The organism is Aliirhizobium wenxiniae (assembly GCF_014201355.1).
Taxonomy (GTDB): Bacteria; Pseudomonadota; Alphaproteobacteria; order Rhizobiales; family Rhizobiaceae; genus Neorhizobium; species Neorhizobium wenxiniae.
In genome coordinates this window covers 134,862-158,191 of sequence record NZ_JACHEG010000003.1, presented here as the reverse complement: position 1 = coordinate 158,191, position 23,330 = coordinate 134,862, and the positions used below count along the sequence as shown (strand labels likewise).

The 23,330-nt window shown below is 58.2% G+C and carries 23 protein-coding genes; 16 read left to right on the top strand and 7 right to left on the bottom strand.

The window, feature by feature from the left end:
* Positions 1-7: 7 nt before the first annotated feature.
* The 5 genes from HNQ72_RS16225 to HNQ72_RS16205 all read right to left on the bottom strand — a co-directional run bounded on the left by HNQ72_RS16225 (position 8) and on the right by HNQ72_RS16205 (position 3,716).
* Positions 8-811, bottom strand: a complete 804-nt coding sequence (locus HNQ72_RS16225; protein WP_183993293.1) for a CbbQ/NirQ/NorQ/GpvN family protein — start codon at positions 809-811, stop codon at positions 8-10.
* Between the two features lie 69 nt (positions 812-880).
* Positions 881-2,227, bottom strand: a complete 1,347-nt coding sequence (locus HNQ72_RS16220; protein ID WP_183993292.1) for a nitric-oxide reductase large subunit — start codon at positions 2,225-2,227, stop codon at positions 881-883.
* A 28-nt stretch (positions 2,228-2,255) separates the two neighbouring features.
* Positions 2,256-2,708: a c-type cytochrome gene (locus HNQ72_RS16215; protein ID WP_148144240.1), complete on the bottom strand. Its 453-nt coding sequence runs from the start codon at positions 2,706-2,708 to the stop codon at positions 2,256-2,258.
* Positions 2,709-2,868: 160 nt separating this feature from the next.
* Positions 2,869-3,141 carry a cytochrome C oxidase subunit IV family protein gene (locus HNQ72_RS16210; RefSeq protein WP_183993291.1) on the bottom strand — a complete coding sequence of 91 codons (273 nt, stop codon included), beginning with the start codon at positions 3,139-3,141 and terminating at the stop codon, positions 2,869-2,871.
* Between the two features lie 5 nt (positions 3,142-3,146).
* Positions 3,147-3,716 carry a cytochrome c oxidase subunit 3 gene (locus HNQ72_RS16205; protein ID WP_183993290.1) on the bottom strand — a complete coding sequence of 190 codons (570 nt, stop codon included), beginning with the start codon at positions 3,714-3,716 and terminating at the stop codon, positions 3,147-3,149.
* Between the two features lie 105 nt (positions 3,717-3,821).
* On the opposite strand from HNQ72_RS16205, the gene HNQ72_RS16200 reads away from it, so the two are divergent.
* The 9 genes from HNQ72_RS16200 (at position 3,822) to HNQ72_RS16160 (ending at position 10,478) form a co-directional block, all read left to right on the top strand.
* Positions 3,822-3,977, top strand: coding sequence for a hypothetical protein (locus tag HNQ72_RS16200; RefSeq protein WP_183686764.1), 156 nt, complete (start codon positions 3,822-3,824; stop codon positions 3,975-3,977).
* Positions 3,978-3,986: 9 nt separating this feature from the next.
* Positions 3,987-4,463, top strand: coding sequence for a hemerythrin domain-containing protein (locus HNQ72_RS16195; protein WP_183993289.1), 477 nt, complete (start codon positions 3,987-3,989; stop codon positions 4,461-4,463).
* A complete protein-coding gene (locus tag HNQ72_RS16190; protein ID WP_183993288.1) occupies positions 4,460-5,143 on the top strand; it encodes an NnrU family protein in 684 nt (227 codons plus the stop codon). Before HNQ72_RS16195 ends, HNQ72_RS16190 begins: the two co-directional genes overlap by 4 nt.
* Before the next feature lie 48 nt (positions 5,144-5,191).
* Entirely contained in the window at positions 5,192-5,389 is a 198-nt protein-coding gene (locus tag HNQ72_RS16185) for a hypothetical protein (RefSeq protein WP_183993287.1), read from the top strand.
* A gap of 95 nt (positions 5,390-5,484) precedes the next feature.
* Positions 5,485-6,504, top strand: coding sequence for an ABC transporter substrate-binding protein (locus HNQ72_RS31090; protein WP_183993286.1), 1,020 nt, complete (start codon positions 5,485-5,487; stop codon positions 6,502-6,504).
* A gap of 8 nt (positions 6,505-6,512) precedes the next feature.
* Complete coding sequence (locus HNQ72_RS16175; RefSeq protein ID WP_183993285.1) at positions 6,513-7,322, top strand: ABC transporter permease; 810 nt, start codon at positions 6,513-6,515, stop codon at positions 7,320-7,322.
* Positions 7,319-8,065 carry an ABC transporter ATP-binding protein gene (locus HNQ72_RS16170; RefSeq protein ID WP_183993284.1) on the top strand — a complete coding sequence of 249 codons (747 nt, stop codon included), beginning with the start codon at positions 7,319-7,321 and terminating at the stop codon, positions 8,063-8,065. Before HNQ72_RS16175 ends, HNQ72_RS16170 begins: the two co-directional genes overlap by 4 nt.
* The gene (locus HNQ72_RS16165; RefSeq protein ID WP_210319625.1) at positions 8,062-9,282 is read left to right on the top strand and encodes an NnrS family protein; all 1,221 of its coding nucleotides are present in this window, start codon (positions 8,062-8,064) and stop codon (positions 9,280-9,282) included. Before HNQ72_RS16170 ends, HNQ72_RS16165 begins: the two co-directional genes overlap by 4 nt.
* Before the next feature lie 2 nt (positions 9,283-9,284).
* Positions 9,285-10,478 (top strand): NnrS family protein, encoded by a 1,194-nt coding sequence (locus tag HNQ72_RS16160; protein WP_183993282.1) that lies wholly within the window; start codon positions 9,285-9,287, stop codon positions 10,476-10,478.
* A gap of 201 nt (positions 10,479-10,679) precedes the next feature.
* On the opposite strand, the gene HNQ72_RS16155 is transcribed toward HNQ72_RS16160, so the two are convergent.
* Positions 10,680-11,723 carry a LacI family DNA-binding transcriptional regulator gene (locus HNQ72_RS16155; RefSeq protein WP_183993281.1) on the bottom strand — a complete coding sequence of 348 codons (1,044 nt, stop codon included), beginning with the start codon at positions 11,721-11,723 and terminating at the stop codon, positions 10,680-10,682.
* 270 nt (positions 11,724-11,993) lie between these two features.
* Here HNQ72_RS16155 and HNQ72_RS16150 point away from each other — a divergent pair, with 270 nt between their 5' ends.
* The 7 genes from HNQ72_RS16150 (at position 11,994) to HNQ72_RS16120 (ending at position 22,114) form a co-directional block, all read left to right on the top strand.
* Positions 11,994-13,175: a YyaL domain-containing protein gene (locus HNQ72_RS16150; protein ID WP_183993280.1), complete on the top strand. Its 1,182-nt coding sequence runs from the start codon at positions 11,994-11,996 to the stop codon at positions 13,173-13,175.
* A gap of 8 nt (positions 13,176-13,183) precedes the next feature.
* Entirely contained in the window at positions 13,184-14,929 is a 1,746-nt protein-coding gene (locus tag HNQ72_RS16145; RefSeq protein ID WP_183993279.1) for a DUF2264 domain-containing protein, read from the top strand.
* Between the two features lie 30 nt (positions 14,930-14,959).
* A complete protein-coding gene (locus HNQ72_RS16140; protein WP_183993278.1) occupies positions 14,960-16,255 on the top strand; it encodes an ABC transporter substrate-binding protein in 1,296 nt (431 codons plus the stop codon).
* 126 nt (positions 16,256-16,381) lie between these two features.
* The gene (locus HNQ72_RS16135; protein ID WP_183993277.1) at positions 16,382-17,269 is read left to right on the top strand and encodes a carbohydrate ABC transporter permease; all 888 of its coding nucleotides are present in this window, start codon (positions 16,382-16,384) and stop codon (positions 17,267-17,269) included.
* Positions 17,266-18,189 (top strand): carbohydrate ABC transporter permease, encoded by a 924-nt coding sequence (locus HNQ72_RS16130; RefSeq protein WP_183993276.1) that lies wholly within the window; start codon positions 17,266-17,268, stop codon positions 18,187-18,189. The genes HNQ72_RS16135 and HNQ72_RS16130 overlap by 4 nt, the downstream gene beginning before the upstream one ends.
* A gap of 16 nt (positions 18,190-18,205) precedes the next feature.
* Positions 18,206-19,369: an ABC transporter ATP-binding protein gene (locus HNQ72_RS16125; protein WP_183993275.1), complete on the top strand. Its 1,164-nt coding sequence runs from the start codon at positions 18,206-18,208 to the stop codon at positions 19,367-19,369.
* Between the two features lie 513 nt (positions 19,370-19,882).
* A complete protein-coding gene (locus HNQ72_RS16120; RefSeq protein ID WP_183993274.1) occupies positions 19,883-22,114 on the top strand; it encodes a methyl-accepting chemotaxis protein in 2,232 nt (743 codons plus the stop codon).
* A gap of 380 nt (positions 22,115-22,494) precedes the next feature.
* Here the strand turns inward: HNQ72_RS16120 and HNQ72_RS16115 are convergent, their stop codons facing one another.
* The gene (locus HNQ72_RS16115) at positions 22,495-22,929 is read right to left on the bottom strand and encodes a DUF2721 domain-containing protein (RefSeq protein WP_183993273.1); all 435 of its coding nucleotides are present in this window, start codon (positions 22,927-22,929) and stop codon (positions 22,495-22,497) included.
* Between the last annotated feature and the right edge of the window lie 401 nt (positions 22,930-23,330).

The window sequence follows — 23,330 nt, the reverse complement described above, 5'->3', positions numbered from 1 at the left end:
CCTCCCCTTAGCGGATTACCGCCTGCATCAGTTCAAGGAGGGCCGTGCGCACATCCGGCTCGTCGGTCAAAGGTTCGATCATGGCCGAGCGCACCGCATCACGCGGCTCCAGGCCGGCATCGATCAGGCTCGCGCAATAGACCAGAAGACGGGTGGAAACGCCTTCTTCCAGATCATGGCCTTTCAGCGCCCGCAGCCGCCGGGCAAGTTCGACCAGCGGCTCCACACGGGCGGCATCGAGGCCGCTTTCTTCCGCCACGACCTCGATCTCGCGTGCCTTGGGCAGGAAATCGAATTCGATCGCCACGAAACGCTGGCGTGTCGAAGGTTTCAGCGTCTTCAAAAGGCTCTGGTAACCGGGATTGTAAGAGACCACCAGCATGAACGAGCCAGGTGCCTCCAGCTGTTCGCCGGTGCGCTCCAAGGGAAGGATGCGGCGGTCGTCGGTCAAGGGGTGAAGCACGACGGCAACATCCTTGCGGGCTTCGACCACTTCATCGAGGTAACAAATGCCGCCATCGCGTACCGCCCGCGTCAACGGACCATCGACCCAGACTGTATCGCCGCCCTTCAGCAGGTAACGGCCGGTAAGGTCGGCGGCGGCGAGATCGTCATGGCAGGACACGGTAGTCAAAGGCAGGCCGAGCTTTGCCGCCATATGGCTGACAAAGCGGGTCTTTCCGCAACCGGTCGGGCCTTTCAGCAGTAGAGGCAGCTGGCGTGTCCAGGCGGTTTCGAACAGGGCGCATTCATTGCCGGCCGGCGCATAGGCCGGGATCTGGGAGGTCGAGTGACGCAGATGCATGTTCATCGGAGATTTCCTTAAGGATGAAAGGATAAATCCCGGCCCACGCTTCAGGATCGCGGGCCGGGAAGTCACTCATTCGGCCGGCTCAGCGATGCCGCTAATCGCTGGGACGCGATCCTTGCCGGGTATCAGAATGGCCCAGACAAACATCAATGCCGAGATGAGGACGAAGACGCCTGAGCCCAAGCGGACCCAGTAGAACAGCGCCAGCTGGTCCTGCACGTCCATGTAGCCTTCCCCCAGCACGCGCTGCAGATGAACCTGCAGGACACCCGCAAAGGTGAGCGCGAAGGTCATCACCGACATGGCCGTGCACATCATCCAGAAGGACACCATGGACAGCCATTGGTTATAGGGCTTGCGGCCACGGATTTCCGGAACGGCATAGGCCATGATGGCAAGGTTGAGCATGACATAGGCACCGAAGAAGGCGAGATGGCCATGCGCTGCGGTCACCTGCGTGCCGTGGGTGTAGTAGTTCACCGATGACAGCGTGTGCAGGAAACCCCAGACGCCGGCACCGAAGAAGGCCATGACAGAGCAGCCGATCGACCACAGAAGGGCGGCACGGTTCGGGTGCTTGCGGCCGGCCTTCCAGGTCATCACGAAGGTGAAGATGACCATGGTGAAGAAAGGCGCGACTTCCAGCGTCGAGAACAGCGAACCGATCCACTGCCAGTAACCCGGAGCGCCGATCCAGTAATAGTGGTGACCGGTGCCGAGAATGCCGGAAAACAGCGCCAGACCGACGATGACATAGAGCCACTTTTCGACCACTTCGCGGTCGATCCCGTTGAGCTTGATCATCAGGAAGGCCAGGACCGAGGCCATGATCAGTTCCCACACGCCTTCCACCCATAGGTGAACAACATACCACCAGTACATCTTGTCGAGCGCGAGGTTGGCCGGGTTGTAGAAGGAAAACAGGAAGAAGATCGCGATCCCCCAGAGACCGAAAATCAGGATATTGGTGACAACGGTCTTGCGGCCCTTCAGCGATGTCATGGTGACATTGAAGAGGAACATCAGGCAGACGATGACGATGCCGACCTTGATGGCAAAAGGTTGTTCGAGGAATTCGCGTCCCTCATGGATCTTGAACATGTAGCCCACCACGGCAACGGCCGCGGCGATCAGAAAAATCCAGAACTGCGCGATCGCAAGTTTCGGGCTGTAGAGTTCGGTTTCCGCTTCTTCGGGAAGCAGATAATAGGTTGCCCCCATGAAACCGATCAGCAGCCAGACGATCAGCGCATTGGTATGGATCATCCTGACGATGTTGAATGGCAGGAGTTCGGAAAGAGTGTTTGGCATGACATAGATCGTGCCGGCCAGAACGCCGAACAGGACCTGTGCCAGGAAGAGGCCGATGGCGCCGTAGAAATACAGCATTGCGACCTTTTGAGTTTGGTATTTCATCGCATGTTTCTCCTTAGGTCCGAGCTCATCAACCGGCGTCGTTCGGCGGCCATTTCTGAGTGTTGATCTTGCTCGTCCATTCGAGGAAGTCGGCGAGGTCGTTCAGTTCCTGTTCGGTCAGATTGAACTGCGGCATCTGGCGCCGCCCCTCGATGCCCGAGGGCTGCGCCGCCATCCAGGCCTTCAGGCTGTCGCGGGCGCTTTCCGGGTCGTCCTTGCCACCATAACGAACCCAGACATTGCCGAGCTCAGGCGCGAAATAGGCCCCTTCCCCCAACAAGGTGTGACAGTTGATGCAGGCGTTTCTTTCCCAGACATGCTTGCCGCGGGCGACGCTGTCGGTGAGCGCCGTTTCATCCGTCGAGGTCGTGCGGATGTACCAATGACTATGGGCTGTCAGCCCCACGAAAATCGCGAAGAAGAATATTGACCCGCCGTAAAAGACGTTGCGGGCTCCGGTCTTGGTGAGGCGTTCTGCCATACCTTACGTCCTCTCATCTGACGCAGTCAGTGACCACGGCTCGAAATCCCCCGCCATGTTGCGGCCGGACGATCCCCTCGCCGGCCATGCGGGACGTCTTCTTTCTATTGTTCGGTGAAAAGCCTTCTTTGTGCATTGGCAAAGAAGGGAGCGGTTTGGCTTAGGCGAGATATGAAACGAGAAGCGGCCGCGCCAAGGCTACGAGAAGCAGCACGGCGCACCATGCCAGCAGTGAGAGTGCCATGCCGCGCTGGCCATGACGCAGTTCCATGAAATCGAGAATAACGAACCGCGCCTTGGCAAAAGCAATCAGGAGGACAGTGCCGATGGCGATCAGGCTGCCGTCAGACAGAGTCGCGATCGACGCACCGCCGATAGCCAGAACAAGAACGAGAACAAATGTCCCAAGTATTGGAAAACGGGCGTCATGCATATCGTTCAAACCAGATAGATGATCGGGAACATCACCAGCCAGACAAGATCGATCGCGTGCCAGAGTGTGGCGATAAGAAGGATATTGCCCCGCGCTGGTCGCCAGGCGACGAGAAGCAGGACGAAGCTGCCGAAAGCGACATGGAGAAGATGAAAACCGGTAATGAGGAAATAAAGCTGGAAAAAATAAGAGAAAGTCGCATCGAAGGAATAACGGAACTCGGCGGCGTATTCGATACATTTGATCACGACGAACAGAAGCCCGAAGGCAGCGGCCAGGCAAAGCGGAATCCGCGCCTTTGAGGGCGTCGCGCGCCGCCTTGCCGCGATCGCAGCCTGCCAACCGCTGGTTATAAGCACGAGAGTGTTTGCCGCCGCAAGGCCGGGGTTTAGGTGGATCCGGGCGACCGCAAAGTCATCTGCGTGTATGCCTGACATGATGAGAAATGCCGTGAGCAGAATGCCGAAGGCGATAAGTTCGCTCCAGACCAAAATCCAGAGGAGCAGCACATCCTCATCGACAGCCGCTTCATGGGAGGTCTGATGCAGCGCCCCACCTGATATCTCGTTTTGCATAGCCATGCCCGAAGATAGGCGTCGCGAAAATGTCCTTCTTTGCGCTCCGGCAAAGAGAATTGCGCATCACCAAGGCATGGTGAAACCGTCGAAAGGAATTTTACCATGACGGACGCACAGGTCGGCCTTCTCGTCGCGACACCCATCATCATCGGCTTCGCGCTCACCCTGCAGCGCATGGGAGTGCTTCAGCGCGGCGGCACGCTTTCGGCCGTTGCGGCATCGGTCATCATTGCCGGCATCCTGTTCTTGCAGCAATAGGGAAGCGTCATGAAGACCCGAGTCAATTCGTTGAACGCACCGGATATTTGCCGGCTCGAAACCAATCACCAGCAACTCCTCCGCCTGAGCCTTGAGCTTGAGCAGGCTATGGAAGAAATTGGAACCGATCCGAAATACGCCGACCTACGACACCTTTTCAACTCCATCTTCCTGCTACTTGGCGAAACGCATAACCTGGAGGAAGAGGTTCTCTTTCCCGGCTTTGACCATCGCGCGGGTTCGTGTTTTTCGGTCATGATTATCGAACATTTGAAAGCCGAGCACCGTTACGACAGACTGGCGGCAGAAGAGTTGCGGCTGACTCTCACGGCGCTTTCCGAAGGCCAGTGCACCTTGCCGCTCGACACGATAGCAAGAATGCTGTGCAGTTTCCTCGAGTGCCTGCGCCGCCACGTCTCCACCGAGAAACTGATGATGGAAGCCCTGTTGGCCGCGGAGTCCGAAGAACGGGAGATCTTCGCTTGAGCCAGCTTTATCTCGCCTTGTTCGCATTCGTCCTGCTTCATTCCGTACCGGCACTTCCGCCGATCCGCAGCGGCGTGATCGCCATCCTCGGCCGAAAAACCTACATCCTGACCTATTCGATAGTCTCGACCGTGTTGCTCGTCTGGGTGTTTCATGCCGCCTTGAACACGCCCTATGTGGAACTCTGGGAGCCATCAGGCAGCCATGCCATGGTAACACTCGTGCTCGCGCCGCTCGGTATATTTCTCGTGCTTGCCGGCCTATTTACACCCAACCCGGCCTCGATAACCTTCCGTAGCGGGGACCAGCCCGGCGCCATCGTGTCTGTCACCCGCCACCCGGTTTTATGGGGCTTTTTCTTCTGGTCAGGAGGTCATCTGATCGCCAATGGCGACCTGCGGTCTCTCATCCTATTCGGCGGACTTGGCCTGTTTTCCGCAGCCGGCTTCCTGATGCTCGACAGGCGGGCAAAACGTCGGCTTGGCCTGGGCTGGAGCGCGTTTTGCGCAGATCATCCGCTGCTGGTTCTGCCAAAACTCGCGAGCGGCACAAACAGGATGAGGGTCGATGCACCGATGGCGCTTGCATTTGCCCTGACAGCGGCCATGACCCTCTGGCTTCTCCTCGGCGGCCACGCCTTTCTGTTCGGCGCCGACCCGCTGATCATGGCGACCATGTAACCTCAAACGGGTGCCAGACGAGATGCCGGTCGACAACATGAACACATGGTGGACCGATCCTCACACTGTGATCGATCTGAATACCGAATCAATGACAAACTCTCGATCTTTGGCGAGATCACCGATCTGTTCGACGAGAAATATGCCACGTCGACGCTGGTGGTGGATCAGGTGAGCCCGGGACAGGCCGCCTATATTCCGGACGACGGTCGCGGCTTTTATGCGGACCTCAGGAGCCCCTTCTGAAAACTCGCCCAGTTGTCCGTCGTTTCTTGCGCTTACGCAAAGAGGCAGCCTGAGGACCGGATAAGATTGCTAACGCCCTATGGAAGGAACCCGTCGTGAATCTTTTTGGAAAACCCGAAAAAAACTCCAACATCTCGAACGGCATCGAGCGCCGCTCCCTGTTGCAGACGGCCGCAACTGCTGCGCTTACGTTTCCTTTCGTAACTCGTGTCAACGCCGCCACACTCGATGAACTCGTGCTTTACGGCCCGCCGGCCGGCCCTTCGATCACGCTTGCCTATGCCGTTGGCGCCGGACTGCTGCACGATGTTGCCGAGCGGGTGCGTTTCCGCATCTGGCGCACACCAGATGAGATGCGCGCGGGCCTCACCTCCGGTACCATGCAGGCCGTGGTCATGCCGGTGACAGCCGCAGCAAACCTCAACAACCGCGGCTTCGGCGTCAAGCTCGCCAATGTGATGACCAATGGCCTGCTCTATGTGATCTCGACCAATCCTGAAATTCTCAGCATTGCAGACCTGGCCGGCAGAGAGATCACCGTGCCCTTCCCCAACGATACGCCGGAACTGGTATTCGATGCCGTGCTGGCGCATCGCGGTCTGGCTGACAAAGTCAAAGTCAGCCGCTCCGGCTCGCCGATTGAGGCCATCCAGTTGCTGCTTTCCGGCAGGATCGAAACGGCACTGGTGCCTGAACCTGCCGCGACCGCTGCGATGATGAAAGCCTCGACTGCGGGCAAGACCGTTCATCGCGTGATCGACATGCAAAAGGAATGGGGCGCTGTGACGGGGCTTGGGGCCATCATGCCTCAAGCGGGGTTGGCGCTCGCGCCAGCCTTCCTGCAGGACCACCCGGAGAAGATCGCCCCCCTCCTCTCGGGTCTCGAAAAAGCGACCGCCGAGGTCGTTGCCAACCCGGCAGCCGCGGCTGGCCACGCCGCTTCGGCGCTGGAACTGCCCTGGCCGGTTATCGAAAAATCCGTACCTTTTTCCAATCTCGTCGCAACGCCCGCAAGCAAAGTGCGCCCCGAGATCGAGGCACTGCTTGAAGCAATCGCAAAGACCAACGCACAAATGATCGGCGGAAAACTTCCCGGCGATGGTCTGTATCTGTGAGGTCAGTCATGCCGTCACTTGTTGAGCGTGTTTCAAGAACGGCACAATTTCTCTGGTCCGGCTGGTCCGGTCTTGCGGGATTGAGCGTTTTTGCAGCCTTCTGGCAGGTAGCGCATGAAGCCTATGGCAGCTTTATCCTACCCTCACCGCTGGAAACGCTTGCCGCCGCGAAGGCCCTTCTGGGCGAGGCTTCCGCCTGGCAGCTCTTGCTCACCACTTCGTCACGCGCACTCTCGGGCTTCGCGCTTGCCGGCGTGATCGGCACCGTGTCCGGATGCATTGCCGGTTTTCATCCGGCGATCCTGCGCCTCGTCCAGCCACAGATAACATTGATGCTCGGTGTACCGCCGATCGCCTGGATCGTACTTCTGATGATCTGGTTCGGCACCGGTTCGGCGACAGTGACGACGACAGCTGCAGTCGCCTGTCTGCCGATCGTTTTTCTCGGCGCTGCAGAAGGGATCGCCAGCCGCGACAGGCTGCTCGACGACATGGCGCTCTCGCTCGGCATGGGACGCGTTCGTCGATTTTTCCACATCACCGTTCCGCAGATGCTGAACCGCCTGCTCCCGATCCTCGTCATGGCGCTCGGAACCGCTTTCAAGGCGGCAGTCATGGCAGAACTTCTCGCCAATGCAGGTGGAATCGGCGAGGCACTCGCAGTCTCTCGCTCGAACCTCGACGTTGCGAACGCGCTTGCTTGGATTCTTCTGTCCGTTAGTGCGCTGCTTGGAGTCGAATATGGGCTGATCCAGCCAACGCGTTCCGAACTGGAGGTCTGGCGCCATGCTGCCCGGCCGTGGGGTGTCAAACGATGAACGCCCTCCATCTCAACGGTATCGGGCACGCGTTTCTCGGCCGCACGGTTCTCGACCGGATTACGCTCGACATCGGCGATGGCGAACTGGTCGCCCTGGTCGGGCCATCCGGCTGCGGCAAGAGTACACTTCTGCATATCGCCGCCGGGCTCCTCGAACCGCGGCAGGGCCACATCATCCGGACCTATGAACGACACGCAGTCGTGTTTCAGGAACCAAGGCTACTGCCATGGGCCACTGCGCGCAAAAACATCGGCGTGGCGCTTCCGGAAAGGCTCTCTGCTCGCGATCGCGATGATCGTATCCTCGCCGCGGCGGCGGCGGTCGCTCTTGAAGTCGAAGATCTCGACAAATATCCGGTCCAGCTTTCGGGCGGCATGAAGCAGCGCACTGCGATTGCCCGCGCGCTGGCAAGCGAAGCCGATTTTCTGTTTTTCGACGAGCCGTTTACCGCGCTTGATCCCGCGCTTCGCCGCCATATGCAGGATATCGTCATCCGCCATGTGGGCAGCGGCAAACGCGGCGGCCTGTTCATCACTCATGACATGGTAGAAGCCGTTCGGATCGCTCATCGGGTCGTCGTGCTGGACCGGCGCGGAAAAGGAATATCGGGGAAACGTCACATCGCACCCATGCCTGGAGAACGTGACGAGCGGATGATTTTTGAGACCGTTCAGCACTTTATGAAGGAAGACCCGCTGTTTCGACATGTCGAGGAACTCCTCGAACGGAGGCCCGGATGACGGTCATGCCCGTTGATACCTCTCCGGGATGGCGCAATATTTTGCGGGCAGCGACCGCCGAAGGGCTGCGGTTGTTCTTCCCGATTGCTGCCTTGCACGCAGCTCTCTGGCCTCTGCTTTGGGTCGCAGGCTGGCAGCTCGGCCTGCCCTTCGCTCACAACACCCTGCCAGCCCACTGGCATGCCCAGGAACTACTGATCGGATCGTTTGGGGCTGCATTGCTAGGGTTTCTCACTTCGGCCTTGCCTGAATGGACGGACACGAGGGGCTTAAAGGGAAACCCGCTGTTTATTCTTGCCTGTCTGTGGGCTCTGGCCAGGCTGATTGGCCTGTTCGGCATTGATGCCGCAATTGTTCTCGGTGGCATTCTCGATCAAATCTGGCTGGCTTTCCTTGTTGGTTACGCCGCCTGTCTGGGCTGGAAAAAACGGACGATGGCGCTGACCGGTTTCGTCGCGCTGCTCGCGACGTTGGCAGTTGCCGCCGGCCTTCTGCGTTTCTCCATGCTGACGGACGCCTATGATCTGGCCGAGCGCGCTATCCGGCTCATGCAATATGCATTTCTTGGCCTTCTCGGCTTGGCTCTGGCTCGCATTACCGTGCCGATCACCAATCGTGTTCTCGACCCGAGTGAGGAAACCTCGCCCTACCGGCCGCATCCGGGGCGGATCAACCTCGCGCCGGGGCTTGTAGGACTGCTGATCGCTGCCGAATTTTCGGGCTTTTCCGATGCCGTCTGCGGCTACTTGGTACTGGCGACAGGCGCTGCATTCCTCGACCGCGTCGCCGAAGGTTTTATCGGCAGGCAGGGTTGGACGTTCGAGATCGCAGGCCTGTGGCTTTCGAGCCTGCTTGCCGGCCTGGGCCTTCTCATTATCGGCTTCGGCAGGATTGGCCTAAATATTCCGACGCTCGGCGGCCTGCACCTGATGCTGATGGGCGGTCTGGGCCTTGGCGTGTTGCAGGTCCCGTCGATTGCCGGTTTGTTGCATACTGGCCAGGCGCTCGGTTTTTCGCGCCTCACCCGCGCTGCCATTCTCTGCCTTCTAACTGCTGTGGTGCTACGCGTAATACCGGAATTCTGGCCATCTCTCATGTTGCCCGGCGGGCAATATGGCCCGTCTGCCCTCGCCTGGGCTGCCGCCTTCCTTCTCTGGCTTTATGCCTATCTCCCCCTCTTGTGGTCGCCCGCCACCACCGAACAGGACAGATGCTGACCATGCCGAACACCTCCGCCTCCGCCCGGAAATTTCGTCTTTCGAGCCTCGCGCTCGAAGGGTTTCGGCCGTTCTTTCTGTTCGGCGCCCTTTATGCAGCGCTGTCGATCCTGCTCTGGGTGCCGTGGTATCTCGGTTTTCTGCATGTGCCGACGGCACTGTCGCCGATCGCATGGCACCAGCATGAACTTCTGTTCGGTTATGTGCCCGCAATTATCGCTGGCTTCCTACTGACAGCCATGCCCAACTGGACCAAACGCAAACGGTTGACCGGCACGCCCCTGGTTCTTCTGTTTGCCCTCTGGCTAGCGGGACGGCTGGTGACCTTCCTCTCGGAATATACCGGCCTCACCGTCTCAAGCGCCATCAATCTCGCCTTCCTCTTAGTGCTCGGCCTTTATGCGCTACGCGAAGTCGTGGCGGCCAAAAACAAACGTAATTACAAACTGGCAGCCGTGATCGGCCTGATCGCGGCAGCGCAGGCGTTTTTCCTTTATGAATTTTCCCGCTTCGCCCATGTCGATGTCGCCGGACGCCTTGCCATATCCGCCATCATCCTGATGATCGCTATCGTCGGCGGCCGCATCATTCCCACCTTTACCGGCAACTGGCTGAGAAAGAATAATCCCGGCCGCGAGCCGCCACCTTTCGGTCGTTTTGACCTTTTCGTAATGGTGATCTCGACCACGGCGCTCGCCGCATGGCCGCTGGCGTCGCACTGGGACGCTCTGGCAACCCCGGCTGCAATCCTGATGCTGCTCGCCGGTGCTCTTCAACTGGTCCGGCAGGCGCGCTGGTGCCCCGAACGCACGCTCTACGAACCGCTCGTCACCATTCTCCACGTCGCGTTCCTATTCGTGCCACTTGGCTTTGTCTTGACCGGCATCGCCCTGCTTACCTATGATTCAAGCTTCGCCTCGGCCGGTATCCATGCGTGGACATCGGGGGCGATCGGCACCATGACGCTCGCGGTAATGACCCGCGCAACCCGTGGCCACTCAGGTCAGGCACTGCATGCGCCGGCCTCGACGGTTTTCGTCATCTACGTGCCAATCGTTACCGCTGCCGTACTACGCATCGCCGCAGCGCTTGCGCCACAATACACGATGTTGCTTCTGCCGCTCGCCGGTCTGCTTTGGGTTCTAGCCTTTTGCGGCTACGCGATTTTTTATGGCAGGTACATACTGTCCCAATAGCGTCAATGCATGTTGCGGGTCTGATCGCTCTGAGGTCGACGCCTATCCATTGAATCGTCACGCGGCACGCAGCGAGTGCCGGCGATGTCGTCATATAGAACTCTATCAATGCCCATGAAACAGAACGATTGCCGCATTAATCGCATTCTTGCTGTGCAATTTCTGGAGGCTATTACTTCCCGAAATGTCGATTGGCCGTGACTAAATAGTTCCGACTGAGGAACGCGATACGAGCGAGACGCCGATCCCCACTCGGCGCGCCACGCGATCCGGCATGGCGGCTCGCTCGAGCAGCAAATCGACCGCTGTACGACCTACCTCCTGCCGGTCGATGCGAATCGAGCTGAGCGGCGGCGTTGAGTGACTGCTGACTGGTAGATCGTCGAAGCCGATGACCGAGATGTCGTTGGGAACCGAGAGACCGGCCGCGGTCGCGGCCTGTATGACGCCGAGCGCCAGCATGTCCGCGGCACAGACAAAGCCGGTATAATCCAGCCTGCCGGCTGCCAACCTTTCTTCGACGGCACGCCGTGCATCAAGGCTCATCAGCGCACGACTCTGCGTGTCGATCAGGTGAACCTCCGGATCGAAAGTTATGCCGAAATCCGAGAGTGCATCTCGAAAACCGTCGAGCCGGAGCGCAAACGACACGCGCCAGGGATGCGTCACATGCGCGATTTTGCGATGCCCTTGTTCCAGCAAATGCCGTGCCGCCAGCCATCCGCCAAAGTGATAATCGGGTGACACGCTCGGAATCCGCATCCGGCGGTCTGCGCCGTTGACGATAACGGCCGGACAGCCCAACTCGCTGATTGCATCCAGCATTTCCGGCGTATCGATGCCAAGCACGATGAGACTTTCGGGACGCTGCCGTCCAAACCAGTTTTTCTGGGCTAGCAGTGTTGGAACTTCGACAGAAGGAAGAAGCTCCACATTGGTGGCAATGCTGCGCCTTTCGGCTTCCTTCGTTATCGAATCGAGGATCTCGCCGTAGAACTGGCCGCTCACCACGAACCGGTCAAAAGTTATGATCGTCGCGGACGTAACGTTGTATGCGGGTTCCGGCGGCAGCTGACGCTTCTGATATCCGAGCTTGCGTGCTGTCTCTATGATTTGGGCTGCAACGCTTGGGCTTACGCCACCGCGTCTGTTGAGCGCCTTGGATACTGTCCCGACCGAAACTCCGGCCGCCGTTGCAACATCGTGAAGTGTCGCCGTTGAAAGATAGGAGTCTGGATCGCTCATCATTCGCCTTCTGCGGTTCGTAATGGCCATGGGCACTTCCGCGACACAATGTCTATCACGAAAATTTTCGGCGCAAAAGCTGCCGGCTTTTCGTCGCGATTTTCATAAATTTTCGCATTGAAATCAATAAGCACAACAACTCACGTAGTTGTTTTGTATAATAACCGCCAATTTACAAAGGTGTTTTTCGCCGCATGTGCGAAAATTTTTCTTAATTGACAAAATTTTCGCACATGCCAAAGTCTTCGCATCGACAGCGAGGAAAACTGCATGCTCACCGCCACCCTTCCCCACTCCGTCCAATCTCCTGCCAGGGCAAAGCCAAATGGTCGCCAAGCAGTCCTGGAACGGTGCGTCGAACGGGTGAAGTCGACATCGCGCATTTTCGGGCTGCGCAACCCTCAGATCGGCAGCGTGGAAAACGGCTGGCAATATTGCAATCCGTTCGATTGGGTCATCAGCTTTTATGCCGGGCAGCTTTGGCTCGCTTATCAGTTCAATGGCGAACCGGGATTGGCCAATCTCGCTCGAGCCCGTCAGTCTGACCTCAACCTGCTTTTATCCAACCTCGCAGCGCAGGATCATGATCTTGGCTTCATCTTTTCGCTGAACTGCGTGGCCGATTGGAAACTGACCGGATCGCAGACAGCGCGGCAGATGGCCTTGCGCGCTGCAGAAGCGCTGCGCGCACGCTTCAGGCCCGCCGGCGGCTATATCCAGGCCTGGAACTCGCATGGAACGGAAAATACGACGCGCTCCACCTTCGTGGCCGGACGGATCATTGCAGATACGATGCAGAATCTGGCCCTGCTTTACTGGGCACATACCGAAACCGGCGCGCCCGATTTCAAGACGATCGCTGACGCCCATGCGGAGACCACCCGCCGCAATCTGATCCGGGAAGACGGCACGTCCTTCCACACATTCGTTTTCGACGCCACGACCGGCGCTCCGCTGCGCGGTGAAACCCATCAGGGTTATGCGCATGATTCTTGCTGGGCGCGCGGTCAGGCCTGGCTGGTACATGGCTTTGCGCAGTCCTACCGCACCACAGGCAATCCCGAATATCTCGATGCGGCTCGACTGGTCGCCGCCAAGGCCGAAGAACTTATGGGCGCTGATCGTGTACCTCTCTGGGACCTGCGGCTGCCCGCTGATGAACCGCAATATCTGGACAGTTCAGCGGGGGCCATTCTGTCCGCCGGACTCTTCATCCTAGCGGATGTGACAAGCGGCGAAGAGAAAATCCGTTGGCGCGCCTTTGCCGATCGGCTGCTCGATGGCCTGATCGATACTTGCGACGTTACGCAAATTGAAGGGGCGCAGGGATTGCTCGATTATGGCGCGGCCCATGTACGGCGGGGCTCGGTGCGCAACATGCTGCCCTATGGCGACTATTATTTCATGGAAGCGCTCATGCGGTCGCTCGGCCATTCCCGTTTTTGCTGGTGAGACCGACGATGCATCCTTTCCTACCAATCGATCCAGATGCCGCCATCGACCGGGATGCCGCCGCGCATCTCCTTTCATGGCTCGTCGGCAACCATCTCGGCGCGTTCACGCAAGGCAATGCCGGGCTCAAGCTCGGATCAACCGTTGCGGCCTATGATGAAAGTGCCGCACGCCTTGAGGGGCTCTCGCGCCTGCTGTGGGGAGTGGTTCCAGCGCTCGCCGGCGGCTGTTCGGTACCCGGAGTGGAAGCCATCATCGAAGGCTTGGCCAACGGCACCGACCCGGATCATCCCGCTTATTGGGGTGAAGCCGGCGACATGGATCAGCGGCTGGTCGAGATGGCAGCGCTCGCCGTATTTCTACGTGAACAACCCGAGCTCCTGAACAGGCAGATGCCACAGGCTTCCCGGGAAAATCTGTTACGCTGGTTATCCCGAATTCAGGACGCTCGCATCAACCCGAGCAACTGGCGTTTCTTCCGAATTCTGGTGATCGATGCACTCGCCAGCCTCGGCTGGCCGGTCGACAGGAAAGCCCTCGCCGAGGAGCTTGATTTCATCGACAGCCAGTATGTCGGTGAAGGATGGTACAAGGACGGCGCTGAGGTAGGACGGTTCGACTACTACAATCCCTTCGCCTTCCATTTCTACGGGCTCCTCTATGCGCGCTGGCACGCGGTTGACGATCCCGAGCGCTCGGCGCGTTATATCGAGCGGGCGAGAGCCTTCGCCCTCTCGTACCGCCATTGGTTTGCTGAAGACGGCTCGGCTATAGCCTATGGCCGTTCAATGACCTATCGCTTCGGCGTTGCCGGCTTCTGGGGCCTGCTCGCCGAAGTCGGCCATCCCGAACTGAGTGCAGGAAAGCTGCGTGGCCTCTGGTCTCGCTCGATGCGCTGGTGGCTTGATCAAACGATCTTCGATGCCGAAGGGCGGCTAACCGTGGGTTACGCCTACCCCAACCTGCTGATGAGCGAGTTCTACAACAGCGCACAGTCACCACTCTGGGCGTTGAAAGCTTTTGCGCCCCTGTCTCTTCCCGCAGACCATCCATTTTGGAGCGCCGAGGAGGAAGTGGACACTCCGCCCGCTCTCCATGCGGTTGCCGTATCGCGCCAGATTACTTGGCGCTCCAACGGCGTTGCCTATCTGGTCGCGCCGCCGCCGAAGCATCGCGAAATCCGGCATGTCGCCGATAAATACGCAAAATTTGCCTATTCCTCCCATCACGGCTTTTGCGTGGAATCGCTGGATTGGATTTCGAGCGGCTTTGCCGGCGACAACCTGCTCGCATTGAGTCGAGATGGCATTACCTGGGCATTTCGCACCGAGATCGACGAAGCCGTTCTTGAAGACGGTGAACTGAAAACGGTCTGGTCACCCTTTCCCGGTTGCCGCGTGACGACACGACAGCGACCGAGCGATGCAGGAGAGTTGCGCGAGAGCATGATCGAGGCGGATTTTTCGCTGCAGGTTCTTGCAACGGGCCATGCGGCAGATCTTTGGGTACCGCCGCGGTCTTTGCAGCAGGTGATCGAAGGCGCAGGACCTTCCGAGGAAAGGCCTGCGGCTGAAGGTTTGACGCTGTTCAGCGACCTGCGTGATCTCGATGGCAGGCTGAAGCGACGCGTGCTGCCCTGTGCGCCGAACACCAATCTTGTTCACCCCCATTCCGCAGTGCCTGCCTTGCTCGGCTCCATACCCGCCAGCCGCAGTCTCATGCGCACATACCTGACCGCCGGAGGGCGATCATAACAAGCTGAAGAGGAAGTTTAGGAGGAGACCATGTTCAAACGAAAGACACTTGCGGCGCTGACATTCACAGCGCTTGTTTCACTTACATCTGCGGCTTTTGCCGAGGACGCGTCGATCCGTTTCGCCTGGTGGGGTAACGAAGCACGCGCCGCAAATACACTTAAAGTCATAAAACTTTTCGAGGAGAAAAACCCGGGCATCACCGTGAAAGCCGAATATTCCGGCTATGACGGTTACCAGACGCGCCTGAGCACTCAGTTTGCCGGCGGAACTGAACCGGACGTCATGCAGGTACTACTGGCTTGGCTGCCGATGTTCTCGAAAAAGGGCGACGGGTTTGAAGACATCAACAAGTTCTCCAGCCTGATCAATCTCGAGGAATTCCCCAAAACCACGCTTGAGCAGGTAAGCATCAACGGCAAGATGCAGGGCGTGCCGATCGGCTCAACCGGATTCCTGTTCCTGTACAACAAGGAACCGTGGCAGAAGGCCAAAATCGACTATCCGAAAACCTGGGACGAGTTGTTCGAAGCCGGAAAACTGATGCGCGAGCGTCTGGGCGACGAATATTACCCGCTCGATCCGACCACGCAGGGCAGCTTCCTGATCTCGCTGTCCTGGGCCATGCAGAAATACAACGTAAACTTCATCGATCCGGACGAACCCAAAGTGTCGATGAGCGAAGAACAGGTGGCCGACTGGCTGCGCTTCTTCAAACGACTGGAAAACGAACATGTTCTGGTCAGCATCAAGGCGCGCACAGCCATGGGAGGTGCAAACAAGCCGACATCGCAGATGCCCGACTGGGTGGAAGGCAAGTGGGGCGGCGTCTATTCGCAGGATTCCACGCTGACATCACGCGCCGACACGCTTACCGGCGGCCTCGATCAGTTGGAAGTCGGACCTTACATAATGCTGCCTGACGCCAAGACCGCGGGCACGATGAGCCGCACCGGCTTCATCTATTCGATCAGCAAGCATAGCAAACAGCAAGAAGCGGCGGCAAAATTCATCAACTTCCTGACAACGGATGCCGAAGCTGCCCGCATCATCGGCACGTCACGCGCCATCCCCGCCTCTAAAACGCAATGGGATGTCTTGACTAACGAAAATCTCATCCCGCCGATCCAGAAGATCGGAACAGGTCAGATCATGGAACTCGATGAGAAGGGACTTGTGCCGCGCTTCTCGCTCTATTTCGAACATCCGCTGATCTACAAGCTTCTGTTCAATACATTCGAAGAACTTTCCTTCGACAAGACCACACCGGAGGAAGCTGCGCCGAAGCTGATCAAGGAAGCCACCCGGATACTGTCCCGCCTTTAGCGCGACAAGGGTCACCGGCCCGTGAAGGCCGGATGAGCCTGACCTTTTCGGAAAAGTGCGACGGCTGCGGTCGGCGCACTCACCCTTCCACGCGGCCAGCGGCCGAACATTTCTCAGGTGATGCGGATGTATGAAAGCAAACGCCTTGGCTATCTCTTTGTGCTGCCCTTTATTCTGGGCATCCTCGCCTTCAATCTATTCCCTTTCGCGGCCTCGTTCGCATTGAGCTTTACCGACTATCCGCTGATCGGATCGCCCACCTATATCGGGCTGGAAAACTACGAAAAGATGGTTTTCGACGATGATCTGTTCTGGAAGTCGCTGACGGTTACGGTGTCCTTCGCCCTTATCGTCGTTCCGGCCAGGCTCGCGGTCGCACTTTTCATCGCGCAGGTGCTGAACTTCAAGCTGCGCGGCATCAATTTCTTCCGCGCCGCCTATTACCTGCCGACCATTCTCGGTGGTTCGATCGCCATCTCCGTGATGTGGAAGTTCCTCTTCCAGCAGAAGGGGCTGGTCAACATCATCCTCGATACCGTCGGCATCGATCCGATCCCGTGGCTGGCAAGCGAGCGTTATGCGGTCTGGACGATCGTGGCGCTCAACACCTGGCAGTTCGGAGCGGCCATGGTGATCTTTCTGGCAGCACTCCAGGGTGTGCCGAAATCGCTTTACGAAGCAGCCGAAATCGACGGTGCATCCTTTTGGCAGCAGTTCCGCAATGTCACCCTGCCGATCATCACGCCGGTCATCTTCTTCAACATGATCATGCAGATCGTAAACTGCTTCCAGGAGTTCAACGCGCCTTACATGATCACCGAGGGCGGCCCGCTCTACTCCACTTACTTCATGGCCATCTACATCTACGACGAAGCATTCAAATATTTCAACATGGGCTACGCCAGCGCCCTGTCCTGGGTCCTGTTCTTCCTGATCGTCGCGATTGCAGGCGTCCTGTTCTGGTCCTCGAAATACTGGGTCTTCTATTCAGGGGAAAAGGAGAAAGCGCGATGAGCAGTGAGACAATCGCAACCGCGCTGCCGAAAACGCGAATCCCGTCGAACGCGGAAGTGCTGCGCACGCAACGCAGGGAGCGGATCTCGCTCACCTTGCGCTACCTGATACTGGGAAGCGTCGGCCTATTGATGCTCTACCCGCTTTTCTGGCTGCTGGGTGCATCGTTCAAATCGAACCAGGAAATCTTCACCACGATCTGGTTCCTGCCGCGCGACCTTACCCAGCTGCTCGATTTCAGCGCCTATTACAATGGCTGGATGACGCGGACCGAGTTTACCTTCGCAACCTACTTCCTGAACTCGTTCCTCATCGTCATCCCACGGGTTATCGTCACGCTGATCTCGTGCACGCTGGTGGCATATTCCTTCGCACGCTTTGAATATCCGGGGAAAAAGCTCCTTTTTTCCATCATGATCGGCACCATGCTCCTGCCGCCGATCGTGTTGCGCGTGCCGCAATATCTGATGTTCAAGGAACTGGGCATGATCGACACCTATTGGCCGTTGATCCTGCCGTCGGCCTTTGCCGTCGATACGTTCTTCACTTTTCTCGTCGTCCAGTTCCTGCGCGGCACGCCGCGCGACATGGAAGAGGCCGCGATCATTGATGGTTGCAACGCATTGCAACTCCTGTGGCACATCGTCGTGCCACTTCTGAAACCGGCGCTGATTTCGGTTGCCCTCTTCCAGTTCATCTGGACGATGAACGACTTCATCGGGCCGCTGATCTACATCTCCACCGTCGAGAAATACCCTGTGTCGCTCGCGCTCAAGATGAGCATGGACGTCAGTGGCGAGGTCGAGTGGGCCAATATTATTGCAATTTCCATCGTAGCCCTGCTGCCGTCACTCACCGTGTTCTTCCTGGCGCAGCGCTACTTCATCGAGGGTGCGACCTCGAGCGGCATCAAGGGTTGAGGAAAGGGAGCCAATCATGGCTAGTGTTAATCTCGAAAAGATAGTCAAGACATATCCCAACGGTTTCGAGGCGGTGCACGGCGTCGATCTTGAAGTGCGCGACGGCGAATTCATGGTCTTTGTTGGCCCGTCCGGCTGCTCGAAAAGCACCATCCTGCGCATGATTGCCGGTCTGGAATCGATTTCGGGCGGCGAACTCAAAATCGGCAATACGGTCGTCAACAATCTGCGCGCCAAGGAGCGCGGGATTGCCATGGTATTCCAGAACTATGCGCTTTATCCGCATATGAAGGTCTATGACAACATGGCCTTCGGCCTGAAGCTGGCAGGTCTGCCCAAGCAGGAAATCCACGAACGCGTCACCCAGGCTGCCAAAATGCTGGAAATGGAGCATCTGCTCGATCGCCTGCCGCGCCAGCTTTCGGGTGGGCAGGCGCAGCGCGTGGCTGTCGGCCGCTGCATCGTCAAGCGGCCGGAAGTGTTCCTCTTCGATGAGCCGCTCTCCAATCTCGATGCCAAGCTGCGTGCCTCGATGCGCGTGCGTCTGACAGAACTTCATCGCGAATTGCGTGACCGGGGACAGCCATCGACGGCAATCTACGTGACCCATGACCAGGTCGAGGCCATGACCATGGGTGAGCGCATCTGTGTGCTGAAAGACGGCACGATCCAGCAGGTGGACACGCCGACGACACTCTATGATCGCCCGGTCAATGCCTTCGTCGCTGGGTTCATCGGCTCGCCCGAAATGAACATCCGCCCGGCAACGGTGGTGGCGCGCGACGGCGGGTTGGGCGTTGAGATCGGCGATACGATGCTGCCGCTTCCCGCTGCATATTCCGATGCGCTTCGCAACCTGATCGGCCAGAAGGTGCAGTTCGGCATTCGCCCGGAACATATCGGCACGCCCCGCAGCATTCTTGCTGCGGGATCGCAGGAACGTGCTGCCATCGCCAATTGCACCTTCCGCCTGCGCGAGCATATGGGCAACGAGGTCTATACCTATTTCGATCTCGGTGGCCACGAGTTTGCCGCCCGCATCCCGACCGATTTTGCCGGCGAGATCGACAAAGCAGAACGTGGCCAGACGATCCCACTCGGTTTCGTGATGGACAAGGCACACATATTCGATGCGGATAGCGGACTGAATTTGACGCTAAGCGCACTGCCACCGGCATAAGCTACCTGGCTTGACAGGTAACACCTGCGCCAAAGCACGCAGCACATACCTGTCAGCTGGAGCTGCGCAAGATAAACCGCCTTCCCTTGAATAGGTTCGGCGGTTTGCTGCAGTTCGAAGAGGCTTCGCGCGCAAAGACGGGTCTGCAAAGCTCTTGAATAGCTTCGAACCTGTGACCCTATGGTTCTGAAGCATCAAGTCTCTGTTTTAGCTGTCAACTGCCCTTCGAGAACCGCTTGGCTGACGCCACGACTTCGGATCATCTGTAAGTAGTCGATAGGACACGCGGTAGCTGAACCCGTGCGCACAATTTCGATCATCCGCATGCCGAATGTTGCGCCGCACAACAAATACGCACAATAATTCGATCGATATGGACGTGAATTAGGAAAGATTTAGTCAATATTGAACATTGATCTTGCAATGCGAGATCGCCTTGATCGCGCGGAGGATATCGGATCGGCGTGTGCAAGGGGAATTGCGTCTCGTGCCGGTCCCTTTGGGGGCGTTGCAATGAAATTTTCGGTTCGAAACATACTCGTCACCGTGTTTGCGGTTCTCAGTTTCACAGTGATGGGTCTTATGTCGCAGCAACTGCTGCGGCAGATCGAAACCCAGCGCATCTCCAGCCAACTGGCGGGCTTGGCCGCGCTCGATAAATCGCTGTTCGATGCGCTGCTCGGCATGCGCGGTGAACGCGGCGCCATCAGCTCAGCCGTCAAGCTGGAGCCGGCGGATATGGCCTCTACCCGCAAGAATATCGAGGATGGCAGACGTGATCTCGATGCCGCCTTCAATGATGCCACATCGATCATCGACAGGGTCGAACCGGCAAGCCTGAAGGTTAGCCTCGGCCCGGTTCTCGAAAACTACCGCAAATGGCTGGATCTTCGCGCGAAGGTGGATGCGGGACTCGCCCTTCCGGTCAAGGATCGCGATGCCAGTATCGGAAAGAACGCGCTCGGCCTTGCCGACCAGATGCTCGTCGATCTCGAAAAGGCATCCTATCAGGTCGAAGCGGTGATCAATGCTCGCGGTCCTGCCATGATCATGTTCACGCAGCTGCGTTCGCTTGCCTGGACCTCACGCACGCAGCTCGGCACCGCCAATTCGTCGATCGTCGGTGCCATCATTTCCAAGCAGCCGCTTTCGGCAGAAAAGCTAGCCGAAATCGCCGTGCAGGACGCCCGCGTGTTTCTGGCCTGGGACGTGATCTCGCAGATTGTTGCAAGCGACACTACGCCGGCCGCCATCCGCGATCTTCACAAGGTCGCGCAGAACACCTACTTCTCCGGCGCCTATGCCGAACAGAAATCGGCCGCCATCAAGCAGTTCCAGGCCGGTCAGCCCTTTGCCATGAATGTGGATGACTGGCGCAAGCCCGCCGGCCCGGCACAGGCATCGGTTGCCGATATCGCCTCGGCATCTCTGAAGGAAATGACTGCTCTGACCGCCGCCAATGCGGCCACGTCTACACGGTCGATCGTCATCTATGGCGTTGCCACCCTTCTGGCTCTGGCGCTTGCCATTGTCGGTTTCTCTACCATCATCTTCCGTATCGCCAACCCGATCACCGCGCTGACCGGCGCCATGCGCACGCTCGCCGCCGGCGATCTGTCGGTCAAGATCGATGGCGCCGCCCGCAGGGATGAAATCGGCGATATGGCTCGCGCCGTCGAGGTTTTCCGCGAGGCCTCCATCCACAACCGCCAGCTTGAAGAAGAAGCAGTCCGTTCTCGCCAGGCGGCGGAAGCCGAGCGCATTGCCTTCCAGAAACGCGCTGAAAGCGAAGCCGAAGCGCGCCTCACCCAGGCGACTTCCGGCCTCGCCTCCGGCCTGCGCCGTCTTGCAGCCGGTGATCTTCTCTGCGAAATCGAAGAGGAGTTTTCCGAGCAGTTCGAAGCCCTGCGCCACGATTTCAATAGCTCCATCCGCCAATTGCGGACAGCGCTGGAAGGCGTCGCCAAGTCAGCACTGACGGTTCGCAGCGGCAGCGACGAGATTTCCACTGCCTCAGACCAACTTGCCAAGCGCACCGAACAACAGGCCGCCTCGCTGGAAGAAACGGCCGCGGCACTCGAACAGGTTACGACAAACGTCAAGCAGACGTCGGAACGAGCCTCCGAGGCTCGCGAGATGGTTCGCCATGCCAGCGCTCGTGCAAACTCCTCCAGTTCGGTCGTTTCGAACGCGATCGATGCAATGGGCAAGATCGAGGCAGCGTCCACACAGATAGGCCAGATCATCGGTGTCATCAACGACATCGCCTTCCAGACCAACCTTCTGGCTCTTAACGCTGGTGTGGAAGCTGCCCGTGCGGGCGAAGCGGGCAAGGGATTTGCGGTCGTTGCTCAGGAAGTCCGTGAACTCGCCCAGCGCTCCGCGAACGCAGCCAAGGAGATCAAGACGCTGGTCGGCAATTCGGAAGCCGCGGTCACGCAAGGAGTGGCGTTGGTCAACGATACCGGTGACGGGCTGAACGAGATCGCGAAGCTCGTCTCCGCAATCAACCAGCACATGGACGCGATCGCCCTCGGCGCGCGCGAACAAGCATCGGGTCTCACTGAAATCAACACCTCGGTCAATCACATGGACCAGGTAACCCAGCAGAATGCAGCCATGGTTGAAGAAATGAATGCCGCTGGCGCTGGCCTTGCTGATGAAAGCGGCCGTCTCTCAGAGCTGCTCATGCGTTTTGAGATGCGCCAAGCAGCTGCCCAAGTGTCAAGAATGCGCGCCGCCTGATGAAATGAGTTCCGTAACTTTATCGTAGGTCAGAAAAGCCTCAATGCGTTGCGCTCAGCCACGAGCGCAACGCAACATGAACAGAAAAGCACAGTGGATCCGACTTCAAGTAATGCCCATTTTCGGCCAAAGGGAAAATGATGCCGCACGCAATCATCGCGCCGACGAACTCACTCAATACATTTTCAGGGCATCCGCCTGTTCGCGATGCACCTAAACGCTACGAAATGGCCAAGGCACTCGTGGTTTCTAGCTCGAGCTCTTGATAAGACTGGACTAGGCCTTGTGCCAACAGCACCGGCAGTACGGCGATATTCAAGAGGCAGTGGTGCGGCCCGTGAGCAGGCATAGACGAGGATCGGCTTGAAATGCTGAGCCGGCTAGCGTCGCTCACGGATTTGCTGGAGCATACTCCTGCCCGCATAAACAAGCTCCAGCAGGAACGCGAGCAGCGAGAGCATCAGACAAATGATCGCCCCGCCAAAGAACCATGGCAGGTTCTCCGGTCGAAGTCGAATGGAGAGGCCGCCTGCAAGAAGATTAAGAATAGCAGCACAAGTACACAAACCCGATACCACTCCGAAGATGACTGCTACCTCCAGAATAAGCGTGCGACGGCTTAAATAGGTTAGCCATTGCACTCCTCTCTCTCCCAAATCGGGTTTGTCTCCGACTTCATTCAGGCGGTCCGCAACCCTGCCCAGGCGCAGGCTGTAGATACTCACGAATGCTGCTGTCCCGGCAAGCAGAAAGACAGGCGCCAACGATGTCTGAATTATCCCTGCATACTGGTTGATGATGGGTGGTGTATCCATGTTTCCTCCTCGTTCAAGCGTCGCCCTCCCCTGAGAAGTTCCGGAGCCCTCTTCGTCACCGGAGCAACACCTGAAGCAATAGAGAAATGGTAGGGCAGACCGGAAGTCTTGGCTATCCTGCAGTCAAGCCGGCCAATGCAATTTGCGCATAGACCCGCCGAGCAAAGCTAGGCCTTGTCGGACGCAGTCACCCTATTGGGTCTCTCGACCAGATGGAACTTGGCCTTTCGGCAAAATCTGGCTGGTGAAGCGACAGCCAAGCTCTATCGCCTCAAGCGCCGCGCCTCGTTTGCTATCGGCAGGATCACGTCTGAGTCTTTCCAACATCTCGATGAGCTCCAGGATCGGCCCGGACCACCGCATTTTGGAGTCGTCGTCCGACATTCGATACGCTTTAGCTA

What these genes read in the sequence shown, in the direction of transcription:
- HNQ72_RS16225 (WP_183993293.1), bottom strand. Translation starts at nt 811, where the DNA reads ATGAACATGCATCTGCGTCACTCGACCTCCCAGATCCCGGCCTATGCG.
- HNQ72_RS16220 (WP_183993292.1), bottom strand. Translation starts at nt 2,227, where the DNA reads ATGAAATACCAAACTCAAAAGGTCGCAATGCTGTATTTCTACGGCGCC.
- HNQ72_RS16215 (WP_148144240.1), bottom strand. Translation starts at nt 2,708, where the DNA reads ATGGCAGAACGCCTCACCAAGACCGGAGCCCGCAACGTCTTTTACGGC.
- HNQ72_RS16210 (WP_183993291.1), bottom strand. Translation starts at nt 3,141, where the DNA reads ATGCATGACGCCCGTTTTCCAATACTTGGGACATTTGTTCTCGTTCTT.
- HNQ72_RS16205 (WP_183993290.1), bottom strand. Translation starts at nt 3,716, where the DNA reads ATGCAAAACGAGATATCAGGTGGGGCGCTGCATCAGACCTCCCATGAA.
- HNQ72_RS16200 (WP_183686764.1), top strand. Translation starts at nt 3,822, where the DNA reads ATGACGGACGCACAGGTCGGCCTTCTCGTCGCGACACCCATCATCATC.
- HNQ72_RS16195 (WP_183993289.1), top strand. Translation starts at nt 3,987, where the DNA reads ATGAAGACCCGAGTCAATTCGTTGAACGCACCGGATATTTGCCGGCTC.
- HNQ72_RS16175 (WP_183993285.1), top strand. Translation starts at nt 6,513, where the DNA reads ATGCCGTCACTTGTTGAGCGTGTTTCAAGAACGGCACAATTTCTCTGG.
- HNQ72_RS16170 (WP_183993284.1), top strand. Translation starts at nt 7,319, where the DNA reads ATGAACGCCCTCCATCTCAACGGTATCGGGCACGCGTTTCTCGGCCGC.
- HNQ72_RS16165 (WP_210319625.1), top strand. Translation starts at nt 8,062, where the DNA reads ATGACGGTCATGCCCGTTGATACCTCTCCGGGATGGCGCAATATTTTG.
- HNQ72_RS16160 (WP_183993282.1), top strand. Translation starts at nt 9,285, where the DNA reads ATGCCGAACACCTCCGCCTCCGCCCGGAAATTTCGTCTTTCGAGCCTC.
- HNQ72_RS16155 (WP_183993281.1), bottom strand. Translation starts at nt 11,723, where the DNA reads ATGAGCGATCCAGACTCCTATCTTTCAACGGCGACACTTCACGATGTT.
- HNQ72_RS16150 (WP_183993280.1), top strand. Translation starts at nt 11,994, where the DNA reads ATGCTCACCGCCACCCTTCCCCACTCCGTCCAATCTCCTGCCAGGGCA.
- HNQ72_RS16145 (WP_183993279.1), top strand. Translation starts at nt 13,184, where the DNA reads ATGCATCCTTTCCTACCAATCGATCCAGATGCCGCCATCGACCGGGAT.
- HNQ72_RS16140 (WP_183993278.1), top strand. Translation starts at nt 14,960, where the DNA reads ATGTTCAAACGAAAGACACTTGCGGCGCTGACATTCACAGCGCTTGTT.
- HNQ72_RS16135 (WP_183993277.1), top strand. Translation starts at nt 16,382, where the DNA reads ATGTATGAAAGCAAACGCCTTGGCTATCTCTTTGTGCTGCCCTTTATT.
- HNQ72_RS16130 (WP_183993276.1), top strand. Translation starts at nt 17,266, where the DNA reads ATGAGCAGTGAGACAATCGCAACCGCGCTGCCGAAAACGCGAATCCCG.
- HNQ72_RS16125 (WP_183993275.1), top strand. Translation starts at nt 18,206, where the DNA reads ATGGCTAGTGTTAATCTCGAAAAGATAGTCAAGACATATCCCAACGGT.
- HNQ72_RS16120 (WP_183993274.1), top strand. Translation starts at nt 19,883, where the DNA reads ATGAAATTTTCGGTTCGAAACATACTCGTCACCGTGTTTGCGGTTCTC.
- HNQ72_RS16115 (WP_183993273.1), bottom strand. Translation starts at nt 22,929, where the DNA reads ATGGATACACCACCCATCATCAACCAGTATGCAGGGATAATTCAGACA.